This is a genomic window from Hufsiella ginkgonis (assembly GCF_009834915.1).
Taxonomy (GTDB): domain Bacteria; phylum Bacteroidota; class Bacteroidia; order Sphingobacteriales; family Sphingobacteriaceae; genus Hufsiella; species Hufsiella ginkgonis.
In genome coordinates, this window is record NZ_WVHS01000002.1 from 599,922 (window position 1) to 619,417 (window position 19,496).

Genomic DNA, 19,496 nt, shown 5'->3' on the forward strand with positions numbered 1-19,496 from the left:
CGCTCACAGGCGGGTACTGATACATATGGCGACACCTAGAAAAGCAGCGATGGGGTTCATTTTCGTCACGCTCCTGATAGACACGATCGGGTTCGGACTTATTTACCCCGTATTACCGCGGCTGATTGAACAAATGATCCATGGCGACCTTAGCCAGGCCTCCCGGTGGAATGCGTGGCTGATGTCGGCCTATGCCGTTACCCAATTTATTTGTGCGCCGGTCATCGGGAGCCTGAGTGATAAATATGGGCGCCGGCCGGTATTGCTCTTGTCGTTGTTTGGATTCGGGCTGGATTATATCCTGCTGTCGCTGGCGCCCACCATCTGGTGGCTGGTGGCCGGCCGCGTGATCGCAGGTATTACCGGCGCGAGCTTCACTACCGCATCGGCTTACATCGCAGACATCAGCACGGCCGAAGACCGGGCAAAAAACTTCGGCATGATCGGGGCCGCTTTCGGGCTTGGCTTTATCATCGGCCCTGCCATCGGCGGCTTACTGGGAGAGCTTGGCCCGCGCGTGCCATTTATTGTAGCCGCGTGCCTCACCTTAATGAATTTTATTTACGGTTATTTCGTACTTCCTGAATCATTATCAGCCGAAAACCGCCGCCCTTTTTCCTGGGTAAGATCCAACCCGCTGGGCTCGGTGCTCCAGCTTAAACAATATAAAGGGGTTGGCGGCCTCATCCTGGCGCTGGTATTCGTATACATCGGCGGTTATGCCGTTCAAAGCACCTGGGCATATGTCAATATCGAGAAGTTCAACTGGGGCGAAGGCCTCATTGGTATTTCGTTAACCGTAGTGGGCGTATTGGTGGCGGGTGTGCAAGGCGGATTGATCCGTTTTACCAACCCGCGGTTAGGGAACGAAAAAAGTATTTACGTCGGTCTTGGGCTTTATGCGGCCGGCCTCGTACTGTTCGCGTTCGCTAACCAGGGGTGGATGATGTTTGCATTCCTGGTGCCTTATTGCCTTGGCGGGATCGCGGGGCCGGCGCTTCAATCAGTGATCACCGAACATGTGCCATCAAACGAGCAGGGTGAGCTGCAGGGAACGCTTACCAGCCTCATGAGCCTTACCATGATCTTCGGACCGATGCTGATGAACAACCTATTTTCCTGGTGTACGGGCAAAGGCGCCGCGATCTATTTCCCGGGAGCTCCTTTCCTGGCGGGAGCTATTTTTATGGTCATCAGCATCGTTATCGCGGCAGCAAGTATGAAGAAACCTTCGTTCATAAACCGGGGAACCGGGAAAGCGTAATTACCGCACCAGCGTGATGTATCCGGAACGCCGGATCTCTTTTTTCCTGAAATCGTCGAAAGAGTCGAACACCCAGTAATAAGTGCCTATGGGCGCTTTTTTGCTTCGGTGCGTGCCGTCCCAAAACTGGTTCAGGTCCGCTGTTTCGAACACCGGCTCGCCCCAGCGGGTATAAATGCGAAAGTACACCACCCGCAGGAAGCCTGTGATATCCAACTTAAAGAAATCGTTCACCCCATCGCCATTGGGGGTAAAAGTGTTGATGGAAGTCACCACCGGGTCGTCAGGCGGTTTGATGAGGATATACACCGGTTTGGTAACACTGCAGCCACCGGCGTTGGTGGCCGTAACATAATAAGTACCGGTGATGTTCACCGCAGTTTTTTTCACCGGCTTTTTACCGGCTTCATCCAGTGAATAAGTATAGGTTTGCCCATCCTTAACCGTACTGATCAACGACGGGAGGCTGATAGCGGTGGGGTAAACTACCGCTTCCGGTTGTATTAAGGTAAACTCGGGCAATTGGTAAACGGTAACCTTCACCGGCGAGATCCCGGAGCAACCGGCGGAATTTGTTCCTTTAATGTAATAGGTATTGGATTCGGTGATAGCCGCCGGGCTCTCGAGGACCTTTGAAGCATCCGCGTCCGTATAATACGTATAAAACAACCCGCTGCTGCTGCCCGCTGTTACAGAGGAGGCAGTGATATTTGCCGTGACGCAGGCCATCACCGGCGCGGTTTTGATCACCGGCACGGTACCCACTACCACGCTGATCGGCCTGACGGCATAACATCCTTTTTTATCGGCGGCCTTAATGTAATAAGTGCCGGTTAAATCGATGGCGGTTGGATTGAGCACACGCCTGGTGGCCTGGCTATCAGACCAGTAAGATAGGGTTACGCCGACATCGGTGCCTGCGGTGATCTCCGGCCGTGTAATATCCGTGGTTAAAGGGTAACATACGTTGGGCGGGCTCTTCACTATTAATACGGGCGGCTCATTCACGATGACGTTCACCGCCTTTATCACAAAACAACCCGAGGGAATATATCCCTTTACGTACACCGTGCCGCTGGATGTGATCGACTTGGGATTGGGGTAAAAGAAGCGCCCTTCCGGGTCGGTATGATAAGTATACTTCAAATAAGGCGTGCTGCCCGCTACATAAGCCGGGCTTGTGAGGTCAACCGGTTCCGTTCGGCAGGCGACGATGGTTTCGGGCAGGTTTAACAGTATCGGCTCGTTATAGGCGGTTATAACGGCATAAAGGGTAGTTTCACAACCATAACCGGGGTAAGGAACGATCTTCAGGGGGAATATGGTACCAACTGCCGGCAGGTTATCGATGGTGAGCGTATATTCGTTACCAAGCACCTTGCTAAAATCTGATGTGTACCAGGTATAAGACGCATAGCCCGACGGCCCGACCAGCGTCATGGTGTTACCTGATCCCGGACAAATGGTACTGCCCGCTATCGGCGACGTACAATTTTCATTTACATCGATGTAAGCGTAGCCGAAATGGCCGCCCATGGTGCAATCCATCGTGGTGAACTCCAGCCGGATCTCTCTTCCGGCATACGCCGAAAGGTCGAGATTTACAGCCGACCACGGTTTGAAATAGACCGTAGCCGGGCCGTTATTGTTTCCCCCTCCCTGGCCGTTACCACGCCCGGTGTCGGGGCATCCCGGGGGGCGGCCCGCATTTCCCCTGGCATCCGATCTCTGAAACCCGGGAATAGCCGAGGAAGAAACATAATCCGCAGAGCCGCAAAGCTCAACGCGGCCTGTAGCCACATCGTACACTTTGGCCACGAAGCGCGGCTGCTCGCTGGCTCCATGTTCAGGATCTTCAAAAACGACCGCGTAATTGTAAGTAACCGTATAGTTTTTGGCGCCGTCAGGAATCTTAAAAGTATACGAGATTGATTCGGTTTCCTTACAAGTTGAGTTATTTCCAAGCTTTACGGTAAAGTTACTGCCATTAGGGCAAAGGATGGGGAAATTACCGTAAGGATCCACTTCAGCATAGCTGGCGCTGTTAATGATGGTATGACGGCCCAGCACAACGCCCGTGTTAAGAAGGCCTACATCGGTATCGCCGGTTTTGCATACCCATCCTGTAAAATCGCCCTGTTCAAAACCGATATTCGGCGGACATTCAACATAAGGAATGCCTTGCGCGCACAATCTCACAGAAAAAAACAGCATAAGCCCTGTAATCCCAGGAAGAAAAATAGGCTTGATCCTTATCTCCATGATATAATGGCAATTGGCTGTTAACCAAATTTACAGTATTGCTATTGTATATTAGTCGTTACGAGAAATAATAACGATTGGTTTGCTCAAACCCGATTTATCCCGGCAGACTAGAGCATGCTGAAATAGATCACCCTCATAAGGACGAGTATTACAGTCACGGCCAGCACATAAATGAAGGTGTCGGAAACCCCGCGGCGGCTATGTTTTGAGAGATTCATATCCCAATAACAAGCGTTTAATGAAACTGTTTTTGTCGGCAACCGTTAAATTGATATAAATTCCCGGGTAAACTTCCGGCACAGAAATTGACCGGCAGCCAGTAAAAAAAGTAAAAGAACCCAATGGAAATCAAGCACCAGGAAAACAGTCAGAAAGGGTCGTTCTACGTTGAAACCGACGGCACGCTGCTGGCAGAAATGACCTATAGTTTTGCGGGGATCGACAAGATCGTGATCGACCATACTTTCGTGTCGGATATTTTGCGCGGGCAGGGCGTGGGTAACCTTCTTGTTGATGCGGCAGTGAGCTATGCCCGCGACAATTCTTTCAAGATCTTCCCTATCTGCCCGTTTGCGCGTTCCGTATTCGGGAAGGTGGCGGCCTACAACGACGTTTACATCAGGTAAACTACTCTTTCAGAAGCTGTTCGCGGCAGCGTTCAAGCTCCGCCGTCGCTTCGCCCGTTAATTTCGGTAATTCCAGGTCGAGGGATTCGAGGGCGTTTACGATACATCTCGCTACCGCGATGCGCGCAAACCATTTTTTATCGGCAGGAATAACGTACCATGGCGCATGAGAGGTTGATGTGGCAGACATCGCTCTTTCATAAGCGTCCATATAGTCGTCCCAGCGCTCACGCTCAACAAGATCAGCAGCAGAAAATTTCCAGTTCTTAAGCGGATCTGCTATCCGATCTAAAAAGCGCTCTTTTTGTTCCGCTTTTGATACATGAAGAAAGAATTTAACCACCACAGTACCGTTGCGCGAAATATGTTTCTCGAAATTTACAATACTCTGATATCGCCGCTTCCAGAAGCCGGCCTTAATATCGGCGGCCTTATTAATGCCTTCATGGTTTTCTTTCAGTACGAACTCAGGATGGACACGTGTTACCAGCACCGACTCGTAATGCGAGCGGTTATGGATACCGATACTCCCCTTTCCCGGAAGGGCGTTGTTATGGCGCCATAAAAAATCGTGCTTAGATTCCTCCAGCGACGGTTGCTTAAAACTATATACCTGGCATCCCTGCGGATTTATACCACTCATTACATGCATAATGGTACTATCTTTACCTGCCGCGTCCATCGCCTGGAAGATCAGCAGGAGCGAATATTTACCACCAGCGTATAATTTCTCCTGTAACCCGCTCATACGCAGTTTCAGGTCGTTGAGCAAGGTTACCGCATCTTCTTTTTCGATGTCGCCGGTAAAATCTGTTGCGTGTTCAGCCAGTGAGACGTGCGCGCCTTCAGCCACCCTGAATTTTTTAATCCATGAATCCATTTGTAAGTTTATATATTTATCGCTGTAATTTTAATTGCCCGAATTCGTTATCAAAGCTGGTTTTATGCAAAGGTGCAAAAGCGAAAAAGGTTTCACTGACGGGACGCCATTTTGCGCTTAACATAAAACATTAATCTAGTTTTTTTGCTAATCAGTTATGTTCAAAGAGATCAGGAATAAGCCTCTCCGTTATGCCGTTATTTTCATCTATTCCGTTATCCTTTTCTTTTGTGCGCTCGAACTCAATTTCCTCTGGCTTTTCGGTTATTCTGTGGATATCAACGATATACGTAAGCCGAACATGCGCATTGCTTCAGAGCTATATACGGCAGACAGCGTACTCATAGGCAGGTACTACCGCGAAAACCGTTCGCCGGTGGCCTTCGATAAGATCGCGCCCAGTGTGATCCATGCATTGGTGGCCACAGAAGACGTGCGATTTTACAAACATTCGGGAGTCGATATTATTTCCCTGATCTCCAGCGGGATATCTACAGCGTCCGGCGATAAGCGCGGCGGCAGCACCATTACCCAACAGCTCGCAAAAAATCTCTATCGTACACGTTATAATAAATCGCAGGGGCTGATCAGGCACATCCCGCTCGTGCGGACCATTGTGTTCAAACTAAAGGAATGGTCGACCGCATTTAAGCTTGAAAGCCACTATTCCAAAGACGAGATCCTGACGCTTTACCTGAACACCGTTCCCTTCGGCAACAACACTTATGGGATAAAAACCGCTGCGAAACGCTTCTTTAACCGTGAACCCGGCATGCTTCGTACAGAGGAATCGGCCACGCTGGTAGGCATGCTGAAAGGCACCACGCTGTATAACCCGATTAACAACCCACAGGACGCGCTGAAAAGGCGGAACGTAGTGCTTTCGCAAATGCGGAAATATGACTACATCACCGATGCTGAGTTTAAGGCAGACACCGTAAAGCCGCTGAAGGTCTCGCAGGGAAACCTGGAGAACGACAGCCAGGGCGATTCCTACCTGCGCAACGCGGTGGCCCGTTACCTGGATAAATGGTGCGAAGAAAACGACCGCGACCTGAATGAAGACGGACTGAAAATTTACACCACCATCGATTCACGGCTCCAGGGCCATGCCGAAGAAGCCGTAGCCGAACAAATGAAGCTGCTGCAGCGGCGGTTTGACAACATCTGGAGCGGCCAGAACCCCTGGCGTGATTCGAAGGGCGTGGAAATCCCTGATTTTATCGACAAAACCGTTCAGCGATTGCCGGTATACGAATACCTCAGGAAACGTTTCGCCGGCAATGCCGACTCGATCGGTTTTTACCTGAACCGCAAAAAGAAAATGAAGATCTTCAGCTGGGGCGGCAATAAGGAGGTGGAATATTCCACCATCGACTCGGTGACCTACTATGTAAAGCTGTTAAATACCGGCATGATGACACTGGACCCGTTTTCCGGGAAGATCAAAGTTTGGGTGGGTGGCATCGATTTCAACTATTTTAAATACGATCACGTAAACCAGTCGAAACGGCAGGCAGGCTCTACCTTTAAGCCTTTTGCTTACCTCGCCGCGCTCGAAGCCGGTATGTCTCCCTGCGATACGATGATCGATCGCCCGGTGCGCATTCCATACCAGGAAGACGGCAAAACCGAATACTGGGAACCTAAAAACTCCGACTGGAACTTTAGCTGGCGCCCTATGTCGCTGCGCTGGGCGATGGGTAAATCGGTAAACTCTATTACGGCGCAGGTTACCGAAAAGGTAGGATGGGACAACGTGGTTAAATATGCCCACGCCTGTGGTATCGAAAGCCCGCTTAAATCCGTGCCTTCGGTAAGCCTCGGACCGAATGATGTGTCGGTTTTTGAAATGGTAAAAGCGTATGGCACCTTCCTGAATAAAGGAATGAAGACCGAGCCCATCCTGGTAGAAAAAATCATGGACCAGGACGGTACGCTGCTGGCGGAGTTCCAGCCCAAGCAGGAACGTGCCATTTCCGAAGAAATCGCCTGGCTGATGCTGTATATGTTCCGCGGGGGCATGGAAGAGCCCGGCGGTACTTCACAATCCCTTTGGGAGTTTCCCGATCTATGGAAAAAGGGCAACCAGATCGGTGGTAAAACAGGCACCTCCTCCGATTTCGTAGACGGTTGGTACATGGGCATCACCAAAGACCTGGTAACAGGGATATGGGTGGGTTGCGACGACCGCAGCATTCATTTTAACTCCTCCGGCACCGGCGAAGGCGCGCATACCGCCCTTCCCATCTTCGGACGGTTTATGGATAAGGTGTATAAAGATCCCAAAACCGGGATCACCCAGGGGCCCTTCCCGAAAGCCGGTGTAAAAATAAACCGCAATTATTACTGCCCCACCCCGCAATATTTCGAGCCAGACAGCACCACTTCAGACAGCACGGCGATCGATTCATTGATCATTCCCCCGGGTGAAGAGCCCCTTCCAGAGCCCGGAACAGGCAATAACCCCGGCGCCGGAACACGGGACCAGGGCGGCAAACAGCCATCAAGCCTGAGAAAGATCATCGCAGATGTTCCTGGCGAAAAAAGGCTCATAGGCCGCAGGCTATTTCATCTTGATTTCATGTAACGTTTTTAATTTGGCACCTGTACGATCGATCGCCTTAAAACAATTTGATTACCAATTGATTTAATCATAACCAGGCCGCCAACCGTAAACCAGAAAAATACGTAACTTAGAATATATTCCAATCTATACATTTTATATGCAACACACAGACTTACCGCGGTATAAAGCTCCTCTCCGCTTTTTCTCCGTAATTACTTTAGTCGCGTTGCTGGCTGCGGTCACTCCTGCCAGCGCTCAATATTTTGGACAAAACAAGGTTCGCTACAAGAACCTGAAATTCAAAGTCTACCAGACCCCGCATTACGAGCTTTATTATTACCTTAATAATGACAGCCTTATCAAGCGTTTTGCCAAGGAAAGCGAAACATGGTACGATCTTCACCAGCAGGTGTTCCGCGATACGTTTAAGCGCAAGAACCCCATTATCCTGTACGAAAACGCGCCTGACTTCCAGCAGACCACGGCGATTGACGGAGAGATCGGGGTGGGGACCGGCGGTGTTACCGAAGGGATGAAAAACCGTGTGGTAATGCCGATCACGCAGATAAACGCACAAACACGGCACGTTCTCGGGCATGAGCTGGTGCACGCATTCCAGTATCACTCGCTGATCGAAGGGGATTCGACCAACCTGGAGAACATCGGAAACCTGCCGTTATGGATGGTTGAAGGGATGGCAGAATACCTCTCTATCGGCAAACGGGATTCGTACACCTCGATGTGGATGCGGGATGCATACCTGAATAAAGACATTCCATCATTAAGGGACCTTACCGAAAGCAATAAATATTTCCCTTATCGTTACGGACAGGCGTTCTGGTCTTATATCGGGTCGACCTATGGGGACACGATCATCGTACCGTTTTTCAAGATGACCGCCAAATACGGTTACCAGATGGCCATTCGCCGCACCTTCGGCTATGACGAGCGTACGCTGTCGAGCTTGTGGAAAACAAGCGTGGAAAACACCTACAAGCCTTTCTTAAAAGATACTTCGCAAATCCCTACCGGGCGTAAGATCATTGATGAAAAGAACGGCGGCGAGACCTATAACGTGGCGCCGGCTGTTTCGCCCGACGGGAGATACGTAGCTTTCCTCTCGGAGAAGGACCTGCTGAGCATCGACCTTTTCCTCGCGGATGCACAAACAGGCAAAATCGTACGTAAGCTCACCAGTAAAGCCCGCAACTCGCATATCGACGAATTCAGCTTTATCGAGTCGGCAGGCGCCTGGTCGCCGGATGGCAGCAAATTCGCATTCAGCGCATACAGCTCGGGCAAGATCCGGTTGTTTATAGTCGACGCTAACTCCGGACGAAACCTTGCCACCGAAAGTATGGACGAGGTGGGTGAGTTTGGAAATTTAACCTGGTCGCCAAACGGGCAGGATATTGCTTTTGCAGGTCTCAAAAATGGCCAGAGCGATCTCTACCTGTTTAACCTGAACGCGAAACGCATCACGCAGCTTACCAATGATAAATATTCTGATTATCACCCGAGCTTCTCGAGAGACGGAAAACGTATCGTGTTCAGCACAGACCGAACTACCTATGACAGCAGCGATAAAACAGTAGAAATACCTTTCAGCCTGGCTATTATCGACGTCGCTACCAAAAAAGTGACCGGCCTGAACGCGTTCGAGGGCGCCAATAACCTGAACCCGCAGTTTTCGGCAAACGATTCCCAGATCTATTTCCTGTCTAACCGCGATGGATTCCGCAACATGTACCGTTACACGGTGGCAACCGGCGGCATCGAGCAGCTTACCGATTACTTTACCGGTATCAGCGGCATTACCGAGTTCTCGCCAGCACTAAGCGTTTCCAGGAACGACGACATTATTTATTCTTATTACCGCGCGCAACGCTACACCATTTATAATGCAAAACCGAAGGATTTTAAGGCGGTGAAGGTAGAGACCAACGACCTGAACTTCGACGCAGCCAACCTCCCTCCTGCCAAGTCGATGGGCGTGGACCTGATCAACGCCAACCTCGACAACTTCGAACGGTTTGAAGAGATCCCCAACGACTCGATCCGGACCGTTCCTTACCGCTCCCAATTTAAGCTTGATTATTTATCCAGCAATGGCGTAGGGGCTTCGGTAGGACGTTTCAGTTCCGGCTTATCCAGCGGGATCCAGGGCATTTTTAGTGACATCCTCGGCCGCAACCAAATTTATAGCGCACTTTCTATCAATGGCGAGATCTACGATTTTGGCGGATCTGTAGCTTATGTGAACCAGAAGAGCCGGATCAACTGGGGTGGTGCAGTATCGCACATCCCTTATGTGTCTGCCTATTCGTCCTACGGCGTCGAAGATCAGTACTACCGCTCGAGCTATGATATTATCCGCACTTTTGAAGACCAGTTCCAGGTATTTGGCAGCTATCCCTTCTCCAGAACGGCCAGGTTCGAGTTAGGTGGCGCTTACTCGCGCTATTATTATCGTGTCGACCGTTACAGCGATTATTACGACCAGAGCGGCGCTTACCGTGGCTCCGATCGTAACAAGATTTCGCTTGACGAGGCCAACGCAAGCTACAATCAATACGGGCTGAACTTTGTTAACTTCAATGTATTCGGGGTAAACTCCGCCTTCGTGGGAGATAATACCTTTTTCGGCGTAACCAGCCCTTTAAGCGGTTTCCGCTACCGCTTCGGCGTATCGAATTATATGGGCGATTATAAATTCGGAACGCTTATCGCGGATGCGCGACGTTATATCCGCCTGAAGCCAGTTACCATTGCGGGACGCTTGTACAATACCAGCCGTTTCGGTCCCGACCAGGGCAAGCTTTACGGTGAATTTGTTGGTTATCCAAACCTGATCAGGGGTTACGAATACAATTCGTTTTACAAAAATGGTGTACTGCGCGGTTCTAATGAAGGATTTAGCCTGAACCAATTGATCGGTACAAAAATAGCAGTTGCCAATCTCGAGTTAAGGTTGCCTTTTACCGGCCCTGAAAAACTATCCGCTTTTGCATCAAAGTTCCTGTTCTCCGACCTGAATGTGTTCTTCGATATGGGACTGGCTTATGACAACGACTCGAAAGTAGCGTTCCGCGGCACACCTCGCGCAGTTGGCATACAACGTGATATTAATGGTCAGCCAATTACCGACCAGCAGGGAAACTCCTTGATATCTTACGAACGCATACCCGCAATGAGTGCCGGTGTATCTTTACGTGTGAATGTGTTCGGGTACTTTGTACTTGAGCCCTACGCAGCGTTTCCGTTCCAGCGTAAAGATGTAAGCGGACCTGTTTTCGGACTTAATTTCGCGCCAGGCTGGTAATCATCACATACTTGAAATAAAAAAGCGGCTACTTAAAACAGCCGCTTTTTGTTTTTTAGTACGCTGCAAATCAATTATTTAATAAGGGCAGGAAAAGAGAAAGGCAACAACTCGTCCAAAAATGAGTTTATTATATAGAAGTTAATTTAATAACAACACAATTAAAGGAAGGATTAACATACGGAATATTCTACACAACCAAAGCAATTGAATAAAAACCAAAAGCAGAACGTTATGAAAAAGTCCGTTTTAATTTTAGCCGTTAGCGCATCAGCGATCTTGTTTTCAACTTCATCGGATGCTCAGGTGATCGACAGTTCAAAAAAGGCTATTGCCACCCGGCAGGTTCCCGTAACCAAACAGGATAGCAGTCGTTCTACCGCTACCACGAGTGTTCAGACACAAACTCCCGCTGCCCAGGCCGCTACCGAAGGAAAAGTAGCCGGCGGTGTATTAATGGTACCTGGCAAAAGCATCATTGACAATACCTCCAAAGCGGCCGAACTTACTTCGCTGGTAAGTGCAATTAAAGCGACAGGCCTTACAGACACCCTTGCAGCAAGCGGCAATTTTACCGTGTTTGCACCGACAAACGACGCGTTTAAGAAATTACCGCAGGGAAGCATCGACACCACTACCGCAGCCGGTAAGGACAAGCTTGAAAATGTAGTGAAGTACCATGTAATTCCGGGGAAATTCACCAAGAAGGATATCGCCTTGGCTATTGCCAAAGGAAAAGGCAAAGCCGAATTAACCACGGTTGAAGGTGATGTGATCACCGCATCGGTAAATGAAAATCACAACCTGGAGCTTACCGATTCAAATGGGAACAAAGCATTGGTTACCACGTTCGATGCAGAACAATCCAATGGCGTAGTACACGTAATTAATAACGTGTTACTGCCTAAGTAAACAGTTTAAATGTTACCTATGGAAGAGAGCTTTCCATAACCAGGTTTCAACGTGGTTATGGGGAGCTTTCTTAGCTTTTACCTTGTTCTAAGCAGATAAGGACAACTTAGGAGATCACCCCTGAACCTGCGGAGACAATAATCAGGGCAATAAAGATCATTTAAATGATCATTATCTTAATATAATAAGTTCCTGTTGCTGCTCCGATGGCGTGTTCCTGTTTTTACGCAAATTCTCCATATGGTTTCCAGAAACGATTACAGCGACCGTATCGCGGCGGCGTACAGCCACAACAATGTGGCCCCAGTTATCTCCCAGTTACATCGGATTAAGCAATATATTGGGAAGGCTTAACCTGTTCCTCTCCCCTTTCGGAGCTCTCTCCAAAGGCATAGCCGTCCAACAAGCGTTTTAATGGTTACTATATTTCATAGTTAATATAAGGAATCCGCCCGAACGGCTGACAGCGACTTCCCCTTATCGGCACCTTACGGTCCACAGGATTAACTCAGGATCAGTTCGTGAAACTTTGGGGCGGCTTGTTTACACCGTGCTTACCCGTTTTAACACAATTTGCGGCCTGTTAACTGGCTGACAAATTCTTTGAGGCGTGCCGGAATTCGCAATATAGCTGTCGGCGATCTATAAGTCTTCAGCAAGTGGTAATGATCACGGCCGAAACGATTGTATGAATTATACAAGACTATTTTCATGGTACAATCTACTCCGGGCGAAGGATGGCATCAAAACAAACTAATCACCTGCTGTTGCTGCGCCGCGTGGCGGGTAAACATCACCTTTTCATAATTTAAGCCGATAGAAAGATCAAGCCAATCCGGGTTTACCGGGCGTATCAACCGTTCTTTTTGCATACGTGTAAACCTGCTGATTAATTTAAAACGCTGCAAGGCGGTTTCCTCTGAGTTGAGCTCCTCAAAATAAACGAGCCGCGTTAATTGCTGACCCGAATCAAAGAACAGGTTGGGCATTTCCCTGTAAAACTTCATGGTTTTCGCCAGGTCGGCGCTCATTCCTACATGCAGCGAGCTGCGGTTTCGGTCGGTCACTACATATACATACTTTTTCATTATTATATTGCTTAATTGTTGCCGGACTAATTGTATTAGTTTATTTTTGCTGTGTTAAAAATATTTACTAATTTTATGAGCATAAAGTTACTAACTAATTTAGTAAATCCAAATTTATTTTAAAATGAGCAACATCTCCTCCAATCTCCGTTTCCTTCGCAGGAAAAAAGGGCTAACACAACAGCAATTCGCTGATAATATGGATATTAAGAGGTCTCTTGTAGGAGCTTATGAAGAAGACCGTGCAGAGCCGAAATATGAATTGCTAAAAAAGTTCGCAGATTTTTACGAGCTCAGTATGGATGAGCTGGTAAATGAGAAGATCAACGAGAAGTGGAAGCCAAGGCAAAAAACCGATGCGGGTAACCTGCGGATCCTGAGTATTTCGGTGGATCAGCACGACCGGGAGAATATAGAATTAGTACCGGTGAAAGCGAGCGCGGGCTACCTCAATGGTTACGGAGACCCCGAGTTTATCGGGGAACTGCCAAAATTCCACCTGCCGATCTTTAGGCAGGGAACCTATCGCGCGTTCGAGTTAACCGGCGATTCCATGCTTCCTATCCAACCGGGGTCGATCATTATCGGCGAATACCTGGAGAACTGGAACGATGTTAAGATCGGCGAAACATACATCGTGATCAGTAAGTCGGAAGGAATTGTTTATAAACGTGCGGGCAGCAAATTCAGGGAAAACAAGTCCATCAAACTAATATCAGACAATACGGTCTACGAACCTTATTCCATTCCTGCCGACGATATCCTGGAGATCTGGGGCTCAAAAGCCTATATTTCTACCAGCTTCCCTGAGCCGACACCCGAGCCTACGATGGAAAGCCTTACCGCTATGATGTCGCAAATGCAAAAATCGATCGCAACGCTTCAAAAAGGCAACAACTAAGTTACAAAAATCACTATCAACCCAATTAAACTTATCAATACCTTAGGAGTCTATTACTAAAATATCAAAATAACCAAAGATGAAAAAAGTACTATTTATTGTTGCTCTGCTGGTAAGCACAGCTTCATTAAGCATGGCTCAGGGTGGTGGTCAAGGCGGCGGCCGTCCGATGGGAACTCCGGAAGAAAGAGCAAAAATGACAATTGACGGTCAGCGTCTTACTTCGCTGGCGCTTACCGATGACCAGAAAGCCAAATTGCTTCCGTTGCTGGTTAAGGCTAACAAGTCCATAGATAGCTTAAGAGCTACAGCTCCACAGGGCGACAGGGATGCTATGATGGCTCTTATGCCAAAAATGACGGCTTTTACCGCTCCGGCAGAAACCGCGCTTATTTCATGGTTAACTCCAGAGCAGAAAAAAGCTTATGATGCTGCATTGGCAGCTGCAAAAGAAAGAAACCCCAATGCTACAGGCATCCTTGGTGGCGGCTTCGGCGGCAGAGGTGGCCAGGGTGGCGGCCAAGGCGGTCAGCGTCCGGCTAACAACTAATTAAAGTCGTTAGGACTTAAGAGCCCCCGGCCAATGGCCGGGGGCTTTTTGCTTGGGCATAACTGTGGGGAAGGACTATGGATCATGTAATATTATCGGGTAGATCCGGCCTATTCCTCCTCCTTTTGTGGCTCTCCCAAGATTTATCGCATGATCCACTGCTACTCTTTAACACTTTTTAACACTCTCCCGCTTAAACCATCGTCGTTTCATACACTCTATCATATATACAAAAACAAGAGATATGAAGAAGTTAATGATCACCGCCGCACTGTTCCTGGCCGTTACCGGGGCAGCCATGGCACAAACGGGTCCCGGAAAAAGAGAGCAGGCGACCCCGGAGCAACGCGCAGAAAAAATGACCGCTCACCTGGATAAAAGCCTTTCGCTATCTTCCGCCCAACGCGAGAAAATATACGCCATTAATCTTGACCGCGCTAAGACTATGAACGGAAAGCGCGGAAAAGCAGACAAACAAGAGTGGAAAAAATCGGCGGAAGCCAACGAAAACAAATTGCTTTCCGTGTTAAATAGCGACCAGAAAAAAGCATACCAAAAAATAAAGGCAGATCGCCATGCTAAACATGCCGGCCGAAAAGGCAAAAACCATCCCGGTAAGCAGAAAGTGTAGTTCTATTTAATCCTATGAATATCGAAAGCGGCATTGTTTACAGTGCCGCTTTCTTATTTTTGGTCAAATATTCACGATTGGAAAGTATAACAAACCACATCAAAGCCAGGCTATACCAGCGTGAGCTGGACAATGCGCTGCGCGTACTTCGTCCGCCTGCCAGCCTGGTTGACTTCTGTTCGAACGACTACCTCGGCTTTGCTTCCTCCGCAAGATTAAAAGAAATGGTCCTGGCAGGCTTAGACGCGAATCCCGGCTATACAACCGGTTCCACCGGATCTCGCTTAATTTCGGGAAACGACACATTTACAGAGGATCTTGAACAGCAAATAGCCGATTTCCACCAGGAGGAGGCAGGTTTAATATTTAACTCCGGCTATGCGGCTAACGTTGGATTATTTTCTTCACTGGCGCAACGCGGCGACACCATTATCACCGATGAGCTGATCCACGCTTCTGTAATAGACGGCGCAAGGATGAGCCATGCCAACAAGTACATTTTTAAACATAACGATCCCGGAAGCCTGGAAGAAAAGCTCAAAGTTGCGAAAGGCAGGATATACATTGCCGTGGAAAGCGTTTATTCCATGGATGGCGATGAAGCACCGTTGAACGAGATCGCCGAACTGGCAGAAAAATATGGAGCCGGTTTGATCGTTGATGAAGCACATGCGGTAGGTATTAAAGGACCGGGCGGGCGGGGCTGCGTAAACCTGCACGGTTTGCAGAACACAGCGCTCGCGCGTGTAATTACCTTCGGCAAGGCACTGGGCTGCCATGGTGCGATCGTGGTGGGAAGCCGGGCGCTTCGTTCGTATCTCATTAACTTTGCCCGCTCATTCGTTTATTCTACCGCTGCGGCATTTTATACTCACCTTTCGGTAAAAATGGCTTACCAATATTTACAGGAAACCGACCACCAGGTGTCTATCGAAAAAAAGATTTCCTTATTCCAGGCGCTTAGCCGCCACCTGCCGGTAGCGATCTCCGACAGCCAATCGGCCATCCAGGGCATTATTACTTGCGGTAATGAACGGACCAAGGGACTTTCGTTAAAGCTGGCAAGTCATGGATTTGACGTGCGAGCCATCCTCCATCCCACTGTGCCCGCCGGCAAAGAGCGGCTAAGGGTTTGCCTGCATACCTTCAACAGCGATGAAGAGATCAGCGGTTTAATTAACACATTACAAAATCACCTATGAAACCAATTTTTGTTACCGGAATCGGCACGGGGATCGGCAAAACTATCGTTTCGGCTGTGTTAACCGAACTACTGCAGGCCGATTACTGGAAGCCTATCCAGGCCGGCGATCTTGAACAAACTGATACGATGACGGTACAGGGCTTGGTTATAAATCCCAGATCGGGGTTTCATCCCGAAGCCTACCGGTTAACGCAGCCTTTTTCTCCCCATAAATCGGCAGCGCTGGATGGGATCACGCTGGATCCTGAACGGATCAACATTCCTGAAACAGGTAACCGCCTGGTTATTGAAGGCGCGGGCGGTTTGATGGTACCTATTAACGATCATTTCCTGATGCTCGACCTCATCAAGAAGTTTGATGCGGAGGTGGTACTGGTTTCCGCTAATTATCTCGGCAGCATTAACCACACCTTGCTATCGCTGGAGGTATTGAGAATGCACGGGGTCGCGGTAAAAGGAATTATTTTTAATGGTGATGCAGACCATTCCTCAGAAAAATATATCCTGCAATACTCAGATATCTTTTACCTCGGACGCATTCCGAAAATGTCGCCTATAGATATTTCGTCAGCAGTTGGTCCACTTTCCTTTCTATGGAAGGATCTTTGATCAGCTCGGGTGCATGGTGCGGTTTTTTTCGTGCATCAATGATCAGCGGGCCTCTGCAGCCCCAATGCTTGTGCTCTGTAAAGCTGCCGATGCCGAACAAGTCGTGGGATGGATTGCTTCTCGTAAAAGTTATCCACACTAAATTATCCAGGGTTTGGGCGGCGAAAGCGGCGTCATCACATAAAACAAGTATCGCTATTCCAGAAAGATCTTCGTTTTTTAAACGTTCCTCCAGCAGCCTGATCTCATCCGTTGTTTTCTCCACATTTGTATAGGCGGGCGACTGCAGTGTTACTACACCCGGCATCGCAAAATAGCGGGCGGTAAACAAGTCGGGAAGCGCAGTATCGGCGGGCCACTCACTTTTCAATTCGCGCAATGGAGGCCCGGCGGCGGCAATAACTACTTTCGAACCTGCATTCAGGTCCGTTCCGCTATAATCCAGTGTATCGATGGTGGTACGCGTATAAAAATGAAGGTCGCGTCGAAAATCAACCCGTTCCAGCATGTGCTTTAAAAATTTCCCGACATCATGTGTATGCAGCCCCGGATCGTCTTCCCGGCAGGCGATCAACACATATTTAGCCAGGCTTAGCTGGTTTTTTCCAAGGATATGATTTGCGATAGTTAACAGTTCCTGGGGACGCCGGTCTGCTAAAAATGGCGTATACCGTTCGCTCCCGATAGCAAACAATAGCGGGTGTACACCAGCAGCATCTACCGCATTCACTTCGTGCAGCCCGGGAATCTCTTTTGGAATGGCGGCACCCGAAATCTCATGGATCAGCGCACCAAAACTCGTATCTTCCTGGGGCGGTCTTCCCACGACAGTGAAAGACCAAACCGCATCCTTACGATGGTATACGTTGTGCACTTTCATCAACGGGAACGGGTGGGTAAGGCTATAATATCCCAGGTGATCGCCAAAGGGACCTTCCGGCTTATTTTCCTGCGGATATACCGTACCCGTGATCACAAAATCCGCATCGGCGGATATGCAGAAACCCTCCGAATCATAAAAATACCTGAACCTGCGATTTCCAAGCGCACCAGCAAAAGTCATTTCGGAGAGACCCTCAGGCAGCGGCATCACGGCCGCCAGGGGATGCGAAGGAGGCCCGCCTACAAAGATACTCACTTTCAGCGGCTGCCCTTTGGCATTCGACTTTGCCTGATGGATCCCGATGCCGCGGTGCAGCTGGTAGTGAAGCCCCACTTCCCTGTCTGGAATATACTCATTACCAGATAACTGGATGCGATACATTCCCAGGTTTGCCTGCATGATGCCCGGCTTATCGGCGTCTTCGGTATAAACCTGCGGCATGGTAACAAATGCCCCTCCGTCAAGCGGCCAGTTTACTATTTGCGGCAGTTCGCCGATCGTTGTCCTTCCATAACTTACCGGCGCGTGAGTGCCTACCTTCATCGGCAATGCCGAAAAGGCGGTAAGGGCAACATTTAAATACTTAAAGGGGTTACGGATGCCTTGTACGGGGTCATTTTTAAGGTCCACCAGTACCTTTATCTTCTCCAGGGTATCCCTGAACATAAATCTAGACCGGTCGAGCGTTCCGAAAAGGTTGGATACCGCCGGGAACTTGCTTCCCTTTACGTTCTCGAAAAGGATGGCAGGCCCCTGCTGCTCATAGACGCGCAGGTGAATGGCGGCCATTTCAAGAAAAGGATCAACTTCTTCGCAGACCCGGATCAGGTGGCCATGATGTTCGAGATCAGTAATACATTCCCGCAGATTCTTATAACCCATACGGCAAAGGTATAAGGATCGCTGATTTCATCTATTTTTTTCCGCAAAAAGCACGAGCCATCCACGTAGTTGCGATTGATTCGTTTAAAATGGGCCATTCCAAATACCTTTTTGACATACTAATGAGTTAGTTTTGGCCAATGCAAGGTTTACCGACAATACTGCTGCATGAAAAATTCAGCGGCATAATCTGGAAGGTCGAAATTGACGGAAGAAAGGATATGATCGCCATCGAATCGCGGGATGCGTCGTCGCGTGCCGCGGCGTTCTCTGCTTTTAACTTTAGGACCGGGCATTGCTATTTCAGGGAAGTCAGCCCCGAACATAGCTGGTGGTTCGGTCTCGACAAGGTGCATGAGGGCATGGTCTTCCTGCACGGCTATGCTGCCGGGAATACACCGGAGCGAAAAGGGATCGTAGCGATCCATGCCTTTACGGGAGGTATTGCGTGGCAGCAACACCATATGGCGCTCGATCACGTCACCGAAGACGGTTTAATGGCCTACGCCACCAGCTTCACACCCAAACGCCTGCAGCTGCTGTCGCCGGTTACCGGAGAGACGACCGTGGTGCAGAACGGGTTACCTGCACCAATTATCCAGGATATTCGTTTTCCACAAGTATGGCCGTCGGCAATGCCGCTGCCCGCATTTATTGCTGACGCAGCGGGACCGGTATTATATGCCTTGGCAGGCGACAAAACATGCTGGGCTTATCACCGTGAAAGGCAGGGCAAATATGACCAGGTACTCTTGATCATGAAGGATAACGCACCGGTGATTCGCGTTTTTTTGGACGAAAACATACAAAAATTTAATCCCGAAGCGTTCTTTATCCACAGCAACCAATTGTTCTGTATAAGGAACAAGGTTGAAATTGTTTCGTATTTAGTATAATTGCAACCGTTTAT

15 protein-coding genes are annotated in these 19,496 nt (G+C 49.0%); 11 read left to right on the plus strand and 4 right to left on the minus strand.

Going from position 1 to position 19,496, the window contains the following annotated elements; all coding sequences use genetic code 11:
- The first annotated feature begins 25 nt into the window (after nucleotides 1–25).
- A complete protein-coding gene (locus tag GS398_RS09350; protein ID WP_160906498.1) occupies nucleotides 26–1,264 on the plus strand; it encodes a TCR/Tet family MFS transporter in 1,239 nt (412 codons plus the stop codon).
- On the opposite strand, the gene GS398_RS09355 is transcribed toward GS398_RS09350, so the two are convergent.
- Nucleotides 1,265–3,478, minus strand: coding sequence for a T9SS type B sorting domain-containing protein (locus tag GS398_RS09355; protein WP_160906499.1), 2,214 nt, complete (start codon nucleotides 3,476–3,478; stop codon nucleotides 1,265–1,267).
- 392 nt (nucleotides 3,479–3,870) lie between these two features.
- Between GS398_RS09355 and GS398_RS09360 the strand changes: the two genes are divergently transcribed.
- On the plus strand, nucleotides 3,871–4,155 hold the full coding sequence (locus tag GS398_RS09360) for a GNAT family N-acetyltransferase (protein ID WP_160906500.1): 285 nt from the start codon (nucleotides 3,871–3,873) through the stop codon (nucleotides 4,153–4,155).
- A gap of 1 nt (nucleotide 4,156) precedes the next feature.
- On the opposite strand, the gene GS398_RS09365 is transcribed toward GS398_RS09360, so the two are convergent.
- Entirely contained in the window at nucleotides 4,157–5,035 is an 879-nt protein-coding gene (locus tag GS398_RS09365; RefSeq protein ID WP_160906501.1) for a polyphosphate kinase 2 family protein, read from the minus strand.
- A gap of 157 nt (nucleotides 5,036–5,192) precedes the next feature.
- On the opposite strand from GS398_RS09365, the gene GS398_RS09370 reads away from it, so the two are divergent.
- From GS398_RS09370 to GS398_RS09380, 3 genes are all read left to right on the plus strand, one after another.
- Nucleotides 5,193–7,625: a transglycosylase domain-containing protein gene (locus GS398_RS09370; protein WP_160906502.1), complete on the plus strand. Its 2,433-nt coding sequence runs from the start codon at nucleotides 5,193–5,195 to the stop codon at nucleotides 7,623–7,625.
- Nucleotides 7,626–7,761: 136 nt separating this feature from the next.
- Nucleotides 7,762–10,926: a PD40 domain-containing protein gene (locus GS398_RS09375; RefSeq protein WP_160906503.1), complete on the plus strand. Its 3,165-nt coding sequence runs from the start codon at nucleotides 7,762–7,764 to the stop codon at nucleotides 10,924–10,926.
- Nucleotides 10,927–11,160: 234 nt separating this feature from the next.
- Nucleotides 11,161–11,838, plus strand: coding sequence for a fasciclin domain-containing protein (locus GS398_RS09380; RefSeq protein ID WP_160906504.1), 678 nt, complete (start codon nucleotides 11,161–11,163; stop codon nucleotides 11,836–11,838).
- Nucleotides 11,839–12,581: 743 nt separating this feature from the next.
- Here GS398_RS09380 and GS398_RS09385 read toward each other — a convergent pair.
- Nucleotides 12,582–12,926: a GIY-YIG nuclease family protein gene (locus GS398_RS09385; RefSeq protein WP_160906505.1), complete on the minus strand. Its 345-nt coding sequence runs from the start codon at nucleotides 12,924–12,926 to the stop codon at nucleotides 12,582–12,584.
- Nucleotides 12,927–13,050: 124 nt separating this feature from the next.
- On the opposite strand from GS398_RS09385, the gene GS398_RS09390 reads away from it, so the two are divergent.
- The 5 genes from GS398_RS09390 to bioD all read left to right on the plus strand — a co-directional run bounded on the left by GS398_RS09390 (nucleotide 13,051) and on the right by bioD (nucleotide 16,821).
- Nucleotides 13,051–13,827, plus strand: coding sequence for an XRE family transcriptional regulator (locus GS398_RS09390; RefSeq protein WP_160906506.1), 777 nt, complete (start codon nucleotides 13,051–13,053; stop codon nucleotides 13,825–13,827).
- Nucleotides 13,828–13,906: 79 nt separating this feature from the next.
- On the plus strand, nucleotides 13,907–14,377 hold the full coding sequence (locus GS398_RS09395) for a Spy/CpxP family protein refolding chaperone (protein WP_160906507.1): 471 nt from the start codon (nucleotides 13,907–13,909) through the stop codon (nucleotides 14,375–14,377).
- 244 nt (nucleotides 14,378–14,621) lie between these two features.
- Nucleotides 14,622–15,008, plus strand: a complete 387-nt coding sequence (locus tag GS398_RS09400; protein WP_160906508.1) for a DUF4890 domain-containing protein — start codon at nucleotides 14,622–14,624, stop codon at nucleotides 15,006–15,008.
- 77 nt (nucleotides 15,009–15,085) lie between these two features.
- Nucleotides 15,086–16,210: an aminotransferase class I/II-fold pyridoxal phosphate-dependent enzyme gene (locus GS398_RS09405; RefSeq protein ID WP_237488151.1), complete on the plus strand. Its 1,125-nt coding sequence runs from the start codon at nucleotides 15,086–15,088 to the stop codon at nucleotides 16,208–16,210.
- Nucleotides 16,207–16,821, plus strand: a complete 615-nt coding sequence (bioD, locus tag GS398_RS09410) for a dethiobiotin synthase (protein ID WP_160906510.1) — start codon at nucleotides 16,207–16,209, stop codon at nucleotides 16,819–16,821. The genes GS398_RS09405 and bioD overlap by 4 nt, the downstream gene beginning before the upstream one ends.
- On the opposite strand, the gene GS398_RS09415 is transcribed toward bioD, so the two are convergent.
- Nucleotides 16,766–18,586: a UbiD family decarboxylase gene (locus tag GS398_RS09415; RefSeq protein WP_160906511.1), complete on the minus strand. Its 1,821-nt coding sequence runs from the start codon at nucleotides 18,584–18,586 to the stop codon at nucleotides 16,766–16,768. The genes bioD and GS398_RS09415 overlap by 56 nt on opposite strands.
- 140 nt (nucleotides 18,587–18,726) lie before the next feature.
- On the opposite strand from GS398_RS09415, the gene GS398_RS09420 reads away from it, so the two are divergent.
- A complete protein-coding gene (locus tag GS398_RS09420; RefSeq protein ID WP_160906512.1) occupies nucleotides 18,727–19,482 on the plus strand; it encodes a DUF4905 domain-containing protein in 756 nt (251 codons plus the stop codon).
- Nucleotides 19,483–19,496 lie beyond the last annotated feature (14 nt).

What these genes read in the sequence shown, in the direction of transcription:
- GS398_RS09385 (WP_160906505.1), bottom strand. Translation starts at nt 12,926, where the DNA reads ATGAAAAAGTATGTATATGTAGTGACCGACCGAAACCGCAGCTCGCTG.
- GS398_RS09395 (WP_160906507.1), top strand. Translation starts at nt 13,907, where the DNA reads ATGAAAAAAGTACTATTTATTGTTGCTCTGCTGGTAAGCACAGCTTCA.
- GS398_RS09375 (WP_160906503.1), top strand. Translation starts at nt 7,762, where the DNA reads ATGCAACACACAGACTTACCGCGGTATAAAGCTCCTCTCCGCTTTTTC.
- GS398_RS09400 (WP_160906508.1), top strand. Translation starts at nt 14,622, where the DNA reads ATGAAGAAGTTAATGATCACCGCCGCACTGTTCCTGGCCGTTACCGGG.
- GS398_RS09380 (WP_160906504.1), top strand. Translation starts at nt 11,161, where the DNA reads ATGAAAAAGTCCGTTTTAATTTTAGCCGTTAGCGCATCAGCGATCTTG.
- bioD (WP_160906510.1), top strand. Translation starts at nt 16,207, where the DNA reads ATGAAACCAATTTTTGTTACCGGAATCGGCACGGGGATCGGCAAAACT.
- GS398_RS09355 (WP_160906499.1), bottom strand. Translation starts at nt 3,478, where the DNA reads ATGCTGTTTTTTTCTGTGAGATTGTGCGCGCAAGGCATTCCTTATGTT.
- GS398_RS09370 (WP_160906502.1), top strand. Translation starts at nt 5,193, where the DNA reads ATGTTCAAAGAGATCAGGAATAAGCCTCTCCGTTATGCCGTTATTTTC.
- GS398_RS09350 (WP_160906498.1), top strand. Translation starts at nt 26, where the DNA reads ATGGCGACACCTAGAAAAGCAGCGATGGGGTTCATTTTCGTCACGCTC.
- GS398_RS09365 (WP_160906501.1), bottom strand. Translation starts at nt 5,035, where the DNA reads ATGGATTCATGGATTAAAAAATTCAGGGTGGCTGAAGGCGCGCACGTC.
- GS398_RS09390 (WP_160906506.1), top strand. Translation starts at nt 13,051, where the DNA reads ATGAGCAACATCTCCTCCAATCTCCGTTTCCTTCGCAGGAAAAAAGGG.
- GS398_RS09415 (WP_160906511.1), bottom strand. Translation starts at nt 18,586, where the DNA reads ATGGGTTATAAGAATCTGCGGGAATGTATTACTGATCTCGAACATCAT.
- GS398_RS09420 (WP_160906512.1), top strand. Translation starts at nt 18,727, where the DNA reads ATGCAAGGTTTACCGACAATACTGCTGCATGAAAAATTCAGCGGCATA.
- GS398_RS09360 (WP_160906500.1), top strand. Translation starts at nt 3,871, where the DNA reads ATGGAAATCAAGCACCAGGAAAACAGTCAGAAAGGGTCGTTCTACGTT.